Source organism: Streptomyces sp. NBC_00690 (assembly GCF_036226685.1).
GTDB lineage: Bacteria > Actinomycetota > Actinomycetes > Streptomycetales > Streptomycetaceae > Streptomyces.
Window position 1 is genome coordinate 6,856,111 of record NZ_CP109009.1, and the last position, 15,268, is coordinate 6,871,378.

The window sequence follows — 15,268 nt, forward strand, 5'->3', positions numbered from 1 at the left end:
TGCTCTCGGCCCCCGCCCCGACGCCGCACACCGGACGCCCCGGGGAGGATCGAGGAACAGGGAGTGCCACGGGACCGTGACCACCGGGCTTGCCTTTCGTTCGAATCTACAAGATGCAACGGTCGACCAGCCAACTCCTTCATGGTTTCGGTGACTGCACCGCATGGCGGACGCCCTTGTGTACTGGGGCCACACCAGGTGAACACCACAGAGGGAGAGCCGGTCGACCACCGGCCGGCCGCGCCCCCGTCGGCCGGCTGACGACAGCACCGGATCGAACGCAGGTGATGTCCCGACCTGCGGCAGACGATCGGAAGAGAGCCGTTCATGGACTTCCTCCGCCCCGCCAGCTGGGAGGATGCGCTCGCCGCCAAGGCCGAGTACCCCGCGGCCGTACCCATCGCGGGTGGCACCGACGTCATGGTCGAGATCAACTTCGACCACCGTCGGCCCTCCCGGCTGATGGACCTCACCCGTATCGGGGAACTCGGTGAGTGGGAGGTCGGCGACGATACGGTCCGGCTCGGCGCGTCCGTCCCGTACACCCAGATCATGGAGAACCTGCGGGGCGAGTTGCCCGCGCTCGCCCTCGCCGCGCACACCGTGGCCTCGCCGCAGATCCGCAATCGGGGCGGTGTCGGCGGCAACCTCGGTACGGCGTCGCCCGCCGGTGACGCCCATCCGGCGCTCCTCGCCGCGGGTGCCGAGGTCGAGGCGGTCTCGCTGCGCGGCACCCGCCGCATCCCCATCGACGACTTCTACACGGGCGTCAAGCGCAACGCCCTCGCCGCCGATGAACTCATCAGGGCCGTCCACATCCCCCGTGCCGACGGCCCGCAGCAGTTCGCCAAGGTGGGTACCCGCAATGCCATGGTGATCGCGGTCTGTGCCTTCTCGCTCGCGCTCCACCCCGCGACCCGTACGGTCCGCACCGGAATCGGATCGGCGGCGCCGACACCCGTTCGGGCGAGGACGGCGGAGGAATTCCTCGCCGCGGCTCTCGACGAAGGGGGGTTCTGGGACAACGGCCGGCCCCTTCCGCCCCCGGTCGTCGGCCAGTTCGCGGAACTGGCGTCGGGCGCCTGCAACCCCATCGACGACGTCCGCGGCACGGCGCGCTATCGCCGGCACGCGGTCGGGGTGCTGGCCCGGCGCACCCTGGGCTGGACCTGGCAGTCGTACCGCGGAGGAGAGAGGAGCACCCCGTGCGGGTGAATTTCACCGTCAACGGACGCCCGCAGCAGGCCGACGACGTGTGGGAGGGCGAAAGCCTGCTCTACGTCCTGCGGGAGCGGCTCGGGCTGCCCGGCTCCAAGAACGCGTGCGAACAGGGCGAGTGCGGATCCTGCACGGTTCGACTCGACGGGGTGCCGGTCTGTTCGTGCCTGGTGGCCGCAGGACAGGCCGAGGGGCGGGACGTCGTCACCGTGGAAGGGCTCGCCGAACTCGCCCGGCAGCGCGACGATGCCGCGGCGCAGCCCGCCACCGGCACCCCCCGCGCTACGGCAGCCGCTCAGATCGATGAGATCGATGAGATCGATCCGCTCGCACCCATCCAGCGGGCGTTCGTCGACGCCGGCGCGGTCCAGTGCGGTTTCTGCACCCCCGGACTGCTGGTCGCCGCCGATGAGTTGCTGGAGCGCCAGCCCGAGCCGTCGGACGCGGACATCCGGGAAGCACTCTCCGGCAACCTCTGCCGCTGCACCGGCTACGAGAAGATCCTGGACGCGGTCCGGCTGGCCGCCGCCCGCCAGGCAGCGCCCGAACGGACGGTGTGAGGACCATGACCACGATCGGCACGGCCACCGGACTCACCCAGGGCGCCCGCACCCGCGGCGGCATCGGCGAGTCCACCCTCCGCCCGGACGGCGTCCTCAAGGTCACCGGAGAGTTCGCGTACGCCTCCGACCTCTGGCACGAGGACATGCTGTGGGGCCACACCCTGCGCTCTCCGCACGCCCATGCCGAGATCAGGTCCATCGACATCTCCGAGGCCCTGGCCGTCCCCGGTGTGCACGCCGTGCTCACCCACGCCGACCTCCCCACCGATGTCCGGCACTACGGCCTGGAGATCCAGGACGCCCCCGTACTCGCCGAGGGCAAGGTCCGCCACCACGGCGAGCCGGTCGCCCTCGTGGCGGCGGACCACCCGGAGACCGCCCGTCGCGCGGCCGCCAAGATCCGCGTCGACTACGTCGAACTGCCGGTGATCACCGATGAGCGGTCCGCCACCGCGCCCGATGCGGTGCTCATCCACGAGGACCGCGACGACCACTACAGCCCCTACGTACCCCACCCCAACATCGTGCACCGCCAGCCGATCGTCCGCGGTGACGCCGCCCGGGCCGCCGAACGCGCCGATGTGATCGTCACCGGTGAGTACGTCTTCGGCATGCAGGACCAGGCTTTCCTGGGCCCCGAGTCCGGTATGGCCATCCCCGCCGACGACGGCGGAGTGGAACTCCACGTGGCCACCCAGTGGTTGCACGCGGACCTCCAGCAGATCGCCCCCGTCCTCGGTCTGCCCCCGAGCAAGGTGCGGATGACGCTCTCCGGCGTCGGCGGCGCCTTCGGCGGTCGGGAAGACCTCTCCATGCAGATCCACGCCTGTCTGCTCGCCCTGCACACCGGCAAACCGGTGAAGATGGTCTACAACCGGTTCGAATCATTCTTCGGCCATGTGCATCGGCACCCGGCCACCCTCACCTATGAGCACGGCGCCACCAAGGACGGCAAGCTCACCCATGTGAAGTGCAGGATCGTGCTGGACGGCGGGGCGTACGCGTCCTCGTCCCCGGCCGTCGTGGGAAACGCCGCCTCCCTCGGCATCGGCCCCTATGTGGTGGACGACGTCGACATCGAGACCATCGCCCTCTACACCAACAACCCACCCTGCGGGGCGATGCGCGGATTCGGCGCGGTCCAGGCGTGCTTCGCCTACGAGGCCCAGATGGACCGCGTCGCCGCCGAACTGGGCCTCGATCCGGTGGAGTTCCGACAGCGCAACGCCATGTCCCAGGGCACGATCATGCCCACGGGGCAGCGGGTCGACTTCCCCGCGCCGGTGGCCGAACTGCTGCGCCGCGTCAAGGCCCGCCCGCTGCCGCCGGAGCGCCAGTGGGAGACCGCGGGCGCGGCGGCCGATGTGCGCGCACTGCCGGGGGGCCTGTCCAACACCACCCACGGCGAGGACGTGGTGCGTGGCATCGGCTATGCGGTGGGCATCAAGAACGTCGGCTTCTCCGAGGGCTTCGACGACTACTCGACCGCCCGCGTCCGGCTGGAGAACATCGCGGGCGAGCCGGTGGTGACCGTACACACCGCCATGGCCGAGGTCGGCCAGGGCGGGGTGACCGTCCACGCCCAGATCGCCCGCACCGAACTGGGCGTCGCCCAGGTCACCATCGCACCGGCGGACACCCGGGTCGGCTCCGCAGGCTCCACATCGGCATCCCGACAGACCTACGTCACCGGAGGCGCGATCAAACACGCCTGCGAGATCGTGCGCGAACGCGTCCTCGAACGGGGGCGGCGCACGCACGGTTCGTACCATCCCGCCTGGGCCCACGCGGACCTGCGACTTGAGGGCGGCAGAGTGGTCACCGATGCGGGCGAGGCGCTGGCCGATCTGGCGGAGGTGTTGGGGGACGAGCCGGTCGAGACCGAGACGGAGTGGCGTCCCCGCCGCACGGAGGCGCTCGACCGGGTGACCGGCCAGGGCAACGGGCACATCCAGTACTCCTTCGCCGCCCATCGCGCGGTCGTCGAGGTCGACGTCGAACTGGGGCTGGTGAAGGTGGTCGAACTCGCCTGCGCCCAGGACGTCGGCAAGGCACTCAACCCGCTCTCCGTCGTCGGGCAGATCCAGGGCGGCACCACCCAGGGGCTGGGGATCGCGGTGATGGAGGAGATCGTCGTCGACCCGGTGACCGCGCGGGTGCGCAACCCCTCCTTCACCGACTATCTGATCCCCACCATCCTGGACACCCCCACCATCCCCGTGGACGTGCTGGAACTCGCCGACGAGCACGCTCCCTACGGGCTCCGCGGTGTCGGCGAAGCACCCACTCTCTCCTCGACCCCGGCCGTGCTCGCGGCCATCCGCGCCGCCACCGGTCTGGCGCTCACCAGGGTGCCGGTGCGCCCCGAGCACCTCACCGGTACGACCGGCGGGTGACGGACGGCTCTCCCCGTCCGCCACCCGCCGAAGACCCCAGGAGACCGCCATGCTGGACATCGCCGACGACCTGAACCGGTGGGTCGTGCAGGGCCGTGCGTTCGCCGTGGCCACAGTGGTGGGCATCAGCGGTAGCGCGCCCCGCCAACTGGGTGCGGCGCTCGCGGTCGACGCCGAGGGGAACGCGATCGGGTCGGTCTCGGGGGGATGTGTGGAAGGGGCCGTGTACGAACTGTGCCGCCAGGCCAACGAGGACGGTCGGCCCATTCGGGAGCGCTTCGACCACGACGATGAGGACGCCTTCGCGGTGGGACTGAGCTGTGGCGGTGTGATCGACGTCCTGGTCACCCCGATCCGGCCGCCCGGCAGCCGGGCCCAGGCGCACCACGCCGGGCCCGTCGATCCTTCGACCGTCGTGCACGCGGCGCTCGCCGCTGCCGCACGCGGCGAGAGCGTCGCACTCGCCCGGGTCATCGACGGGCCCTCCTCGCTGGTGGGGCGCGCCCTGCTGGCGCGGCCCGGCGGCGCCTGCGAGGGGACGCTCGGCGGTCGGCCGGAGCTGGATCGGGCCGTGGCCGCCGAGGCCGCCGTGTTGTGGGAAGCCGGCCGCACGGCCACCGTGGACCTCGGGGCGGACGGCAGTCGGTGCGCCACCGCCCTGCGCATCCTGGTGGAGACGACCGGGCCCGCACCGCGCATGATCGTGTTCGGGGCGGTCGACTTCGCATCGGCGCTGGTGCGCATCGGGAAGTTCCTCGGCTATCACGTCACGGTGTGCGACGCCCGGCCCGTCTTCGCCACCAGGGAGCGCTTTCCCGAAGCGGATGAGATCGTCGTCGACTGGCCGCACCGCTACCTTGACGCGACGCGCACCGATGCCCGGACGGTGCTGTGCGTCCTCACCCATGACGCCAAGTTCGACATCCCCCTCCTGGAACGCGCCCTACGGCTGCCCGTGGCCTACGTCGGTGCGATGGGATCCCGCCGTACCCATCGGGAGCGGGACGCCCGACTGCGCGCGGCCGGGCTGACCGATCGGGAACGGGCCGGGCTGCGCAGTCCCATCGGTTTGGACCTCGGAGCCCACACCCCGGAGGAGACCGCCCTGTCCATCGCGGCGGAGATCGTCGCGGGACGGCGGGGCGGCAGCGGCGTACCCCTGCGGGGCGGACAGCGCCCCATCCACCACTCCGGACCGCACCACCCGCCATCGGGGGAAGCCCACTTCGGGGCGTTGACGTAGGACTCGGCGTCGTACGGCTCGCGTCAAGTGGTCGGCCGATGGGGGCTGGGAAGCGGGCGGACGTACCGTCTCAGACGGGGCGGCGGGCCACGACCAGACGGCACCGGGGGCTGCCGTCCGGCAGCCGACCCAACTGCTCCAACGGACTGAGCTCCACCGTGAATCCGGCGTCGATCAACTCCTTGCGCACCTCGTGCAGTCGGAAGGTGCGGTAGTACATCACGAAGGACGGATGCCACAGTGCATTGCGTACCCGCATTGCCGCATCGAAGGCCAAGAGCGTCAGATACGCGGGGGAGCCGACACGGGGTGGTGCGGGCAGGGGGAAGGCGAACATCCCGCCCGGCCGGAGGGCCCGGTGGACCTCGGCGAAGAGCCGTGGGCGTTCCGCGGGCAGGAAGTGGCCGAACGCACCGAAGCTCACGGCCAGGTCGAAGGCGTGGTGGAAGGGGAGGGCCAGGGCGTCGGCGCGCACCCAGCCGGCGTGCGGTCCGTCCGTTGGCGCGGACAGCGACGAACGCGCCTCGGCGAGCATCCCCGCGCTGAAGTCCACGCCCGTGATCCGTTCCGAGCACACCTCCCGCAGGACGCCCATGCCCGCTCCGGTGCCACAGCAGAGGTCGAGGCCGCTGCGGAAGGGGCCGAGCGTCCGGATCGCGGCGGTCACCGGATCGAGGATGCGATCCGGGGTGCGGAAGGGTGTGGCGTTGAACTTGGGCGCGAGCAGGTCGTAGCCGCGTTCGATCGAGGAGAGCGCCTGCACGGTGAGTTCGCGGAGGGTGGGGCCCGAAGTGGAGAACATCGCCGCCACGGTACTGGCATTCGCCCATCGTGCGCGGAAGGAGTGGTACCGGCGGGCATCGATGTCACCCTGCGCGGGACCGGGCTCCTCATACGGAACACCATCGTCCCGGCCGTCGTACGAGGCCCTCGCGCAGTCATATGCGGTTGTTTGAAAGCTTCGGTGACATCCGTCCCGGTCTGTGATGAGGACTCGGTAAACGATAAGCAAATGCGAACACGAGGGCGACGTCTGCGGCTACGTTCACTCCATGAGTGCGAAAGAGGTCCCTCACCTCAGCACGGGGTGCCCAGCGCTGCCCCCGCTCAATCGAACGGTCCTGGATGAAGGTCCGGTGGCCCGTGCGCCCTGGTTGGTGTGCGCGATCGTCTGAACTCTCCCCCGCGTCTCCGGTGATGCCACCGGAGACGCTGCGTTTTTGCTGCTCAGCCTCTTGTCCCCAGCTTCCCTTGGTGCGTTGAATGCCGATCCATCACAGTGAGTCCCTGCAAGCCCGGATGGCACAGAAAGGGATCAACCCGGCTCGTTCGACCATGGACGGCAACTCCTGCGGTGCTCCTCGCCCACGAAGCGTTGGCGTCGACACTTCGTCCGGCCTTATGGTTCGGTAACGCTGAATGTTCGGTCAGCAACAGTTTGCGTTGACAACAAGGACAGAGATGACCAACGTGTTGGCGATTCCTGCGCAATTAGGTCGACCTGAGCGGATGTGGGAACGCGCCGTCGTCGTCGTACTGATCGCCGCCACCAGAACCGCGAGGCCGGTGTTCCGCCTGAGTGACTGCGCGCTGTCCTGCGCCCATTCCAACGGCGGATGGACACTCGCCCTCAGGCCCGACGGCAGAGCGCTCTTCTACGGTCAGGACGTGGACTGCAGCGACACCATCCACCGCGGACCCGGCCCCGTCGACCTCCTCGCCGGCGCCCCCGACTGGCTGCCGCACCGCCAGTTGCGGGACATGAACGACGCCCATGAACTCGGCTACCTCTACTGGTGGGAGGAGGGCCACTGGAGTCGTGCCCCCTACCCCGACTTTGTCGCGGACGACGGTCTCGTCGCCTCCTGTGACGGATACGCCGGGATCTTCGACGACCGGTCCCTCGCCAACAGCTTCGCCGACGCCGGTTACCGTGACCGGCGGGCCGCCGAACGTTTCATCTCCCGGGTCGAACGAGGGACCGTGAACGCCACCGCGCTCCAGGACCTGATGGACTCCGCCTCCGTGTTCAGCTCCCTCCCCCAAGAGCCCCGGATATCCACCGCCCTGGAGTGGGCCGCTCGACTGGGCGTCGCCGAACGGCTGGTGTCGGGACGCGCGGTGTGAAGCGCCCCGGTGCAACCAGGCCCGAGGCGCGAGGGTGCGGGGGCGCTGCGGCTCAGCCAAGCCGCCGCCAGAACTCCAGTCGATGCCCGCGCACATAGTCGACCGGACCGATCGCATCGGGAGCCAGGGACTGCGTGTACGGCACCGGGGCGCCCGGTGCGTACCGCGGCCAGGGCGGCACCCCCCGGGCCGCCGCCGGCGCCCCGGTACGGGCGAAGGCCGCCCAGTAGTCCGTCATCGTGTCCGACAGCCGCCACTGTGCGGGCGTGAAGTGAGCGCGGGCCTCCGCATCGTCGAACACATAGGGCGTGTCTCCCGCGTGGAAGGCGCCGAAGTCGAAGTCACCGGGCAGCGGAAGGTACATCGGGGCGTCACGATCGGCGAACTCGTACGCGTACAACGGAACCCGCTGTGACAACACGGAGTGCTGCGCCGCGGTGCCCAGGGCCCACATCCGGTCGGTGACCACCGTGGCCCAAGCCAACGCGGGCGAGGGAAAGTCGCTCACCGGGTACTCGCGGGCCACCACGGCGGCATCCGCCCCGAACGCCGTGCTCAGTGCCCGGTCGTAGTCATCGGTGGTGAACGGCGCGCCCACGGCGTCGTACTGCATCCCCACGAAGGTGCGGTGTTCGTCCAACGTCGCACCCGACAGCACCGGCACCCGATGGAAACGCCCAGCGCCGAGGGCGGTGGGCGGTAGTTGCGGCAGGACCTCGTTGCCGTAGCCGAACGCCTGGAAGGCGTTCATGATGTGGGGCACCTTCAGGATCGTCTTCACCGGCAGTCCCCGCAGACACTCCAAGGTCCCTGCCGGATCGGCCGAAGCGCAGCCCAGTGACGCTGTCATCTCCGCACTGATCTCGCGCATCTCCCGCGCCGGGCGCCAGACGTACCAGGGATACCCGGGCACCTCGGGGCCCATCATCCCGGCCGGCATGTCCATCATGCCCTCCCCGCTGGAGAGCACGGCACGGTGGAAGAGGCCGCGGGCCCCGGGGGAGGTCAGATGGCCCGTGATGGCCGCCGCGCCGAAGGACGAACCGGCCACCGTCACCCGGGTGGGGTCACCGCCGAAGGAGGCCGCGTTGCGTTGCACCCAACGCAACGCGGCCTGCTGGTCCTGGAGCCCGAACGTCCCCGAGCCCGGCAGTCCCTGCTGCGCGTACCCTCCGAAGATCCCGAGCCGGTAGTTGATCGTCACCACGACGACCCCCCGGTCGGCCAAGCCCCGAGCGCCGAAGAACTCGCCCCCACCGACCGAGCCGTCACCGTGGATCCACACCAGGACCGGCCGCGGGCCGCCCCGACCCTTCGGCGGTGCGGTCACATTGAGGACCAGGCAGTCCTCCTCCAGGCTGGAGATGTCGGCGTACGCGGACGGCACCTGCGGACACAGCGGTCCCGGCCGGCTCGTATCCCGGACCCCCGACCAGTGCCCGGCCGGGCGCGGAGCGGCCCAGCGATGGACCCCGGTCGGTGGCCCGGCGTAGGGGATGCCGAAGAAGACCCGGTGTGCACCGGAGCGGGCCCCGCGCACCTGGCCCGTGTCGACCCTCACGGTGAGTTCGTCCTGCGGTTCGACCACGGGCGCCCGGTGCGGTGTGACGCCCAGTACGGCGGTCAGCGCCGCCACGGTGAACAGGGCCGTGGTCCAGGCCCTTCGTCCGGTGCTCATGGGGATGTGCACTCCTTGCCTGCTGAGCCGGTGGTGACGGTGGTGCGCTACGACAGGGGCGCCAGATCCGATCTGGCGGCCGGCGTACGCAATCTGGCACTCCGGTGCGGCCTCGTGCGCGCGGCCCGCCCTGACTAGGCCCGACGACACCCGACCGGGCGGCGCTGAGCTGGCGGCGCTGGTCGACATCTGCCCCCGCCCGTCACAGCCGCCATGGCACCGCAACCTCCGGTTCGTAGACGCAGGAGGTGCCTGTGGAGACCGTCGCCTCCAGATGCGTCGCCAGTTCGGGATGGTGCTCATGGAGGCGGCGCAGGACGTCCCGGATGCGGCCGGTGACGTTCTTGCGGGCGCGCTGGGCCTCGTCCCCCAGTCTGCGGGCCCGGCCGCCCAGCCCCACGGCCCGTCGCAGCTCGTCGATCAGGGCCTGCCGCTCCCGGTCGTACTCGGCGGCGCGCAGCTCGTCACCGAGGGCGTCCGCCCGGTCGATCTCCTCGTCGAGGCGCGCCAGTCGGGCGCGGTAGCGGGCCTTCGCCTCCTCGTCCAATACCGGATCACCGCCGAGAGCAGCCGCCGCCACCACGACCTCGCCGCCCTGCGGATTGAGCAATCGCACCGACGGCACCGGCCGGCCCGGCTGGCCCAGCAGCGCATGAAGGTCCCTGAGCCCCTTCGCGTCTGGCATATGCACGGTCCGACCGTCGAACCGCAGCCGCCATACGGCGCCCTGGTGGGAGAACTCGTACGCCGGAACCGCGCTCGTCGTGGTGACCGGTGCCGGTGCCGGTGCTGATCCGGGTGTGGGTGCGGGCCGGTGGGTGGTCGCGGCCAGCTCCCTGGCGCGGGCGGCGATGTGCACCATGCCCAACTCCTCCGCCTCCGCCAGGACCCGGTCCACCAGCTTCGCCGCCCGTTCCCGATCACCTTCGCCGCCCCGGGCCAGCAGCGCGGCGACGAGTTCACCGCCGGCCCGAGCCGACCAGGGCCGCGCATGGAGCCGTTCGGCACTGCGCTGTGCCTCGGTGAACCGGAGGACCGCGGCGTCCCAGTGCTCCTCGGCCGCGTCCAGCAGTCCGACCCATAGGGCCGTGGGCCCACTGATGTCCCAGCCGTACGCCGACACCAGCCACTGGCCCTCGTACGGCAGGAGGTCGGCCCTGGCCTGCGCGCACTGCTCGGGGTCCCGGGTCGCGGCGGCCTGTTGGGCCTGGTAGCGCAGCCACAGGGGCAGGACGCTCCGGTTGAGCACCTCGTGGTCCCCCGTCCCCGAGCCCGGCCGGGGAACGGGGGCGCTCAGGCGTTCCCCCCGTTCCAGGGCGGTCAGGGCGAACAGCAGCTCGGACGTGGGATGTTCCGCCGATCGCAGGGCCGAGTGGACCTCGGGCATGCTCGCGAACCGACCCTGGAGCACGGGCAGCACCCACCGCTGGTGGCCAATGAAGTACCGGTAGTAGTTGGGGTGTCGGCCGGTGAGCTCGATGGCCTCACCGAGCAGTTCCGCGGACTCGTCGAAGCGGCCCATGAAGGCGTGGACCACACTGCGGTCGATGATCGACGTCAGATTGCGGTGCGGGGCCTCGCCCGACCGGGAGGCGGCGACGAGGGCGTGGAACTGGTCGAGGAACCGTGGATCGTCCTGCTCCAACAGAGCGACCCAGCGCATAGAGGCACCGAGGAGTTCCATCCACCGATCACCACGACGCCGTGACACCTGCGTCAACTCCCCGGCGATGGCGACGCGCTCCGCCGTGGTGCTCGGCTCCCACACGGCGTGGAGGCGGGCCCACAACCCGAGCCGCAGGGCCTCGTCGTCCTGCGCGGTGCGGGCGGCGGCGATCACCGAACGGGCCACGACGGCGGCCGGATCGTCACCCTCGCCTGCTCCGTCGCCCGCAGGCTCTTGGGGGGCCAGCAGGTCCCGTGCCCACCGCAGCGCCCGGGCCCGTAGCCCCCGCTCGTCGCCCTGGCCGTCCGCTCCGTACAGGGTGAGCGCGACACGGCCCAGCAGCGGGGCGTCGCCCAGCTGTCGGGCCAGTGCCGCGGCGTCGGTGAAGACCAGCCAGGACTGCTCGTACTCTCCGCTGAGTTGCAGTTGCAGACCGAGTTCCAGGGCGACCAGGACCCGTTGTGGATCCGGGGCCTTGATGCCGATGTCGATGCGATCGAGCGCGCGCCGGAAGTGGCCCGCCGCCTCCTCGCTCGCCAGTCGACCCGCGGCGAGCCGGGCCGCTGAGAGCAGGAGCTCCACGGCCGTCGTGTGCGGCAACTCCGCCCCGGCGAAGTAGGCGTGACGGGCCAGATCGGTGGTGTGCACGGAGACCGATCCGCCCGCCGGACGGCCGGTGGGGCGCGGCGCGAGCAGCGCCCGTGCCGCGGCGGCGTGCAGTCTGCGCAGCCGCGGTCCGTCCAGCGAGCCGTAGAGGCACTCGCGGACGAGGTCGTGGGCGAAGTCGATCCGGTCCTCTCCCGACGGGACGACCACCCGCGTGCGCTCGGCCTCCGCGAGCAGCGTGTCGACCCGGGAGCGGGAGAGCGCCGTCATGGCGGCGAGGACGCCAGGATCGAAGTGCTCGCCGAGGACGGCCGCTGCCCGGAGCAGTTCGACGACCGGCTCGCCAACCAGGTCGAGTCGATGGCGCAGGGCGTCGTGCACCCCGGGGGAAACGGCGGTGAGGGGATGCCCGGCGGCCCACAGCCGGGCGCTCTCCTCGACGAAGAAGGGATTGCCCCCGGTGCGCCGATGCACCGCTTCGACGAGCTCGGGTGTCGGCCATCTCCCCGCGGTACGGGTGATCAGCTCGGCCACACCGGACGGTGCCAGCCCGCTGAGCTGGATCGTCGTGGCCTTCGCGGTCAAGGGGCTGAGCAGGGGGCGCAATGGGTGGTCGGGCCGCTCCACCTCGGTGTCGCGATAGGTGCCGATCAGCAGGAGCCGCTCGTACCAGGCATGTTGGGCCGCGAATTCCAGCAGGCTCAGCGAAGCGGCGTCCGCGCGGTGCAGGTCTTCGATGACCACCAGGACGGGACGGGACTGTGAGGTGACGATCAATAGGCTGGTCACCGCGTCGAACAGCCGGAACCGTTCCACGTCCTCGTCGGTGGTGGCCTCGCCGAGCAGGACGGGCAGCAGTCCCGCGGCGGCTTCGGTCGCACGTGACCACTCGTCGTCGCGCGCACTGCGCCGCAGACTGCGCACGGTCTGGGTCCAGGGCCAGTAGCCCGGTGAGCTGTCCGCGTCCCAACAGGCGCCCCGCAGGACCAGCGCACCGGTGCGCACGGCATCGTCAGCGGCCCGGCGCACCAGGGTCGTCTTGCCGATCCCGGCGTCTCCGGTGACCAGGACGAGGCCGCCGTGGCTCACGGTGGCCCGCCCCATCAGGGTCCGTAGCCGGTCGAGTTGGGTCTCTCGTTCGATGAGCGACGGTGGCATGGTGGATCCTCCCGGGCGGCGGCCACTGCCTTCATAGCCCTCGCACGGTCGGGAGGCGGGTGATGTCCGCCCGGGTCACCTGTTGGGGTGAGTGCGTGCTCGCCCCCGGGGCGGCCTGTGCGCGGGGTCGTTCACCAGCGCGGGAGACGGCTCTTCGGGGCGGGGGAGTCCTTCAGAAGACCCGGTCGGCGGTGGTCACATGGGCACAGCGCCCCGCCGCCCATTCCAGGGCCATCCGGTGCTCGCGCTCCGAGAAGTCCGCGACGGCGTCGGCGACCAGGAATGCCTGGATGTCCTGCATCCAGGCGTCGCAGGCCGTCATCAGGACTCCGATGTGGGCGTAGACGCCGGTGATGATGAGCTGGTCGCGACCCTGTTCACGCAGTAGTTCGCGCAGTTCGGTACGGACGAACGCGCTGTACTTCCACTTGGTCAGCACGGTGTCGCCGGCCGCGGGGGCGACGGCGTCGGCGATGGCTGCTGCGGTCGCGTCCGCGGGTAGGCCCGGTCCCCAGAAGTCCTGCTGGAGACCGCGCTCCTCGGGTGTCTGGCCGCCCGGTTGCGCGGTGTAGACGACCGGGACACCGAGCCGGGTCGCGTCCTTGCGCAACTGTGCCACGTGGTGCAGCAGGGTGGTCACCGGCTCGGCCTGGGTGTCGAACGCGGAGAGGAAGTAGTTCTGGAGGTCGTGGACGAGCAGCACCGCCCGATCCGGGTCCACCGTCCACTCCACCCGATTGGTGGGGAGCCCGTCTGGTTGGGGCATCGGATAGGGGGCGATGGCGGGCAGTGCCATGGAAGTGGTCCGTTTCCGTGTCGGGTGCTGGTCGGGTGGTTGTTGGGGCGGTCGGCGGTTGAGCGTCGGCCGGGAGGTGGAGGGAAGGGGACCACGGCCGTCCGACCCTGGGGCCTGACGGGTCGGACGGCCATGGCCTGCTGAGGGGCTATCCGGCCAGGTCGGGGGCCGGAGTCACCGCACGGAGGTCCTTCTTCGACACCTTGCCCACACCCGTCTTGGGGAAGGTGTCGACGAACACCACCCGGTCCGGCACCTTGTAGGCGGCCAGACCCCGTTCGCGTACGAACTTCTTGACGTCCAGAGCACGCAGTGGTGCGGCGCCGGAGCGCACGATGACATAGGCGCAGGTCCGCTCTCCGAGATAGGGGTCGGGTTCGGCCACCACATTGGCGTCGTGCACGGCCGGGTGGGCGAGGATGTGGTTCTCCACCTCCTCGGCGGCGATCTTCTCCCCGCCGCGGTTGATCTGGTCCTTGGCGCGCCCCTCCACCACGAGGTGGCCGCTCGCCGTCTGCCGGACGATGTCGCCGGTGCGGTAGAAGCCGTCATCGGTGAAGGAACGGGCGTTGTGCTCGGGTGCGTTCCAGTAGCCGCGGATCGTGTACGGGCCGCGGGTCAGCAGATGGCCGGTGGCACCGGGCGGCACGTCGTTGTCCTCATCGTCGACGATGCGGATCTCGTCGTCGGGGGAGATCGGCCTGCCCTGGGTGGCGATGACCGTCTCCAGCGGGTCGTCGAGCCGCGTGTAGTTGACCAGTCCCTCCGCCATGCCGAAGACCTGCTGGAGGGTGCATCCCAGCGCGGGGCGCACCCGGCGGGCGGCCTCCTCGCTGAACTTCGCACCGCCGACGAGCAGTACGTCGAGGCTGCTCAGGTCATAGGCGCTGCGGGGGGCCGCCTCGGTCCACACGATCGCCAGCGGCGGCACCAGGCCGGTGATGGTGACGCCCTCGCTCTCGATCAGCCGGAAGGCCACATCGGGCACCGGCTGGGGGCACAGCACCACTCGACCGCCGGCGTACAGCGTGCCCAGCGAACCGGGCGAGGACAGCGGGAAGTTGTGCGCAGCGGGCAGTACACAGAGGTACACACTGTCCTCGTCGACGGCGCAGATGTCGTTGGAGCCGCGCAGCGAGTAGATGTAGTCGTCGTGGGTGCGGGGGATCAACTTGGGTACGCCGGTGCTGCCCCCGGACAGCTGGAGGAAGGCGAGTTCGTGGGACGCGGGCCCGCCGAGCCCGATCGGCGCGGCCGGTACATCCGCCAGGTCCTCGAAGTAGCCCGCGTCACCACCGGTGACGAACACATGCTTGAGCGAGGGGGCCTCGGCGCAGGCGACGGCGGCCAGCGTCCGGTAGTCGAAGCCGTCGTGTTCGGACGGAATGACATAGGCGACGGCCTCGGTGAAGGTGCAGAAGTAGACGATCTCGCTCTTGCGGTGGGCCGGCAGCGCGAAGACGGGCAGGGCACCGATCCGGAACAGTGCGAAGACGACCTCGAAGAACTCGGCCACGTTCGGGAGCTGTACGACGACCCGGTCGCCCTTGCTGATGCCGCGGGCGATGAATCCCGCCGCCAGCCGGTCGGCGCGCAGATCCAGTTCGCCGTAGGTCCACGTGCGTCGACCGCCGTCCGGGCCACCCGTCGGGTCGACGATGGCGATCCGTTCCGGGTGCTCCGCGGCCCGCTCGCGCAACATCCTGCCGAAGGTCTCGTTCCGCCACCAGCCGGCGGCACGGTAACGGTCGGCGAACTCCGCCGGCCAGGTGGGTGTCTCGTACCCGAGGACCTCTTCGGCGGGTGCCAGCAGGGCT

At 70.7% G+C, this 15,268-nt stretch carries 10 protein-coding genes; 5 read left to right on the forward strand and 5 right to left on the reverse strand.

Going from position 1 to position 15,268, the window contains the following annotated elements; all coding sequences use genetic code 11:
- Window positions 1–327: 327 nt before the first annotated feature.
- Genes OID54_RS29985 through OID54_RS30000 form a run of 4 tightly spaced genes read left to right on the forward strand, consistent with a single transcriptional unit; the run spans window position 328 to window position 5,420 of the window.
- Entirely contained in the window at window positions 328–1,215 is an 888-nt protein-coding gene (locus OID54_RS29985; protein WP_329024575.1) for an FAD binding domain-containing protein, read from the forward strand.
- Window positions 1,206–1,778 carry a (2Fe-2S)-binding protein gene (locus OID54_RS29990; protein ID WP_329024577.1) on the forward strand — a complete coding sequence of 191 codons (573 nt, stop codon included), beginning with the start codon at window positions 1,206–1,208 and terminating at the stop codon, window positions 1,776–1,778. Before OID54_RS29985 ends, OID54_RS29990 begins: the two co-directional genes overlap by 10 nt.
- Before the next feature lie 5 nt (window positions 1,779–1,783).
- Complete coding sequence (gene pucD / locus OID54_RS29995; RefSeq protein ID WP_329024579.1) at window positions 1,784–4,177, forward strand: xanthine dehydrogenase subunit D; 2,394 nt, start codon at window positions 1,784–1,786, stop codon at window positions 4,175–4,177.
- A 49-nt stretch (window positions 4,178–4,226) separates the two neighbouring features.
- The gene (locus OID54_RS30000; protein ID WP_329024581.1) at window positions 4,227–5,420 is read left to right on the forward strand and encodes an XdhC/CoxI family protein; all 1,194 of its coding nucleotides are present in this window, start codon (window positions 4,227–4,229) and stop codon (window positions 5,418–5,420) included.
- A gap of 70 nt (window positions 5,421–5,490) precedes the next feature.
- On the opposite strand, the gene OID54_RS30005 is transcribed toward OID54_RS30000, so the two are convergent.
- A complete protein-coding gene (locus tag OID54_RS30005; protein WP_329024582.1) occupies window positions 5,491–6,222 on the reverse strand; it encodes a class I SAM-dependent methyltransferase in 732 nt (243 codons plus the stop codon).
- Between the two features lie 659 nt (window positions 6,223–6,881).
- Here OID54_RS30005 and OID54_RS30010 point away from each other — a divergent pair.
- The gene (locus OID54_RS30010; protein WP_329024585.1) at window positions 6,882–7,547 is read left to right on the forward strand and encodes a hypothetical protein; all 666 of its coding nucleotides are present in this window, start codon (window positions 6,882–6,884) and stop codon (window positions 7,545–7,547) included.
- Window positions 7,548–7,599: 52 nt separating this feature from the next.
- Here the strand turns inward: OID54_RS30010 and OID54_RS30015 are convergent, their stop codons facing one another.
- The 4 genes from OID54_RS30015 to OID54_RS30030 form a co-directional block, all read right to left on the reverse strand.
- Window positions 7,600–9,225: a carboxylesterase/lipase family protein gene (locus OID54_RS30015; RefSeq protein ID WP_329024587.1), complete on the reverse strand. Its 1,626-nt coding sequence runs from the start codon at window positions 9,223–9,225 to the stop codon at window positions 7,600–7,602.
- Between the two features lie 202 nt (window positions 9,226–9,427).
- The gene (locus OID54_RS30020; protein ID WP_329024589.1) at window positions 9,428–12,655 is read right to left on the reverse strand and encodes an AAA family ATPase; all 3,228 of its coding nucleotides are present in this window, start codon (window positions 12,653–12,655) and stop codon (window positions 9,428–9,430) included.
- Window positions 12,656–12,827: 172 nt separating this feature from the next.
- Window positions 12,828–13,451, reverse strand: coding sequence for an isochorismatase family protein (locus tag OID54_RS30025; RefSeq protein WP_329024591.1), 624 nt, complete (start codon window positions 13,449–13,451; stop codon window positions 12,828–12,830).
- Between the two features lie 148 nt (window positions 13,452–13,599).
- A complete protein-coding gene (locus OID54_RS30030; protein WP_329027868.1) occupies window positions 13,600–15,261 on the reverse strand; it encodes a (2,3-dihydroxybenzoyl)adenylate synthase in 1,662 nt (553 codons plus the stop codon).
- Window positions 15,262–15,268: the final 7 nt, after the last annotated feature.

Bases quoted from the DNA above. Each gene is read 5' to 3' on its own strand.
- OID54_RS29985 (WP_329024575.1), top strand. From the start codon at position 328: ATGGACTTCCTCCGCCCCGCCAGCTGGGAGGATGCGCTCGCCGCCAAG.
- pucD (WP_329024579.1), top strand. From the start codon at position 1,784: ATGACCACGATCGGCACGGCCACCGGACTCACCCAGGGCGCCCGCACC.
- OID54_RS30000 (WP_329024581.1), top strand. From the start codon at position 4,227: ATGCTGGACATCGCCGACGACCTGAACCGGTGGGTCGTGCAGGGCCGT.
- OID54_RS30005 (WP_329024582.1), bottom strand. From the start codon at position 6,222: ATGTTCTCCACTTCGGGCCCCACCCTCCGCGAACTCACCGTGCAGGCG.
- OID54_RS30010 (WP_329024585.1), top strand. From the start codon at position 6,882: ATGACCAACGTGTTGGCGATTCCTGCGCAATTAGGTCGACCTGAGCGG.
- OID54_RS30015 (WP_329024587.1), bottom strand. From the start codon at position 9,225: ATGAGCACCGGACGAAGGGCCTGGACCACGGCCCTGTTCACCGTGGCG.
- OID54_RS30020 (WP_329024589.1), bottom strand. From the start codon at position 12,655: ATGCCACCGTCGCTCATCGAACGAGAGACCCAACTCGACCGGCTACGG.
- OID54_RS30025 (WP_329024591.1), bottom strand. From the start codon at position 13,451: ATGGCACTGCCCGCCATCGCCCCCTATCCGATGCCCCAACCAGACGGG.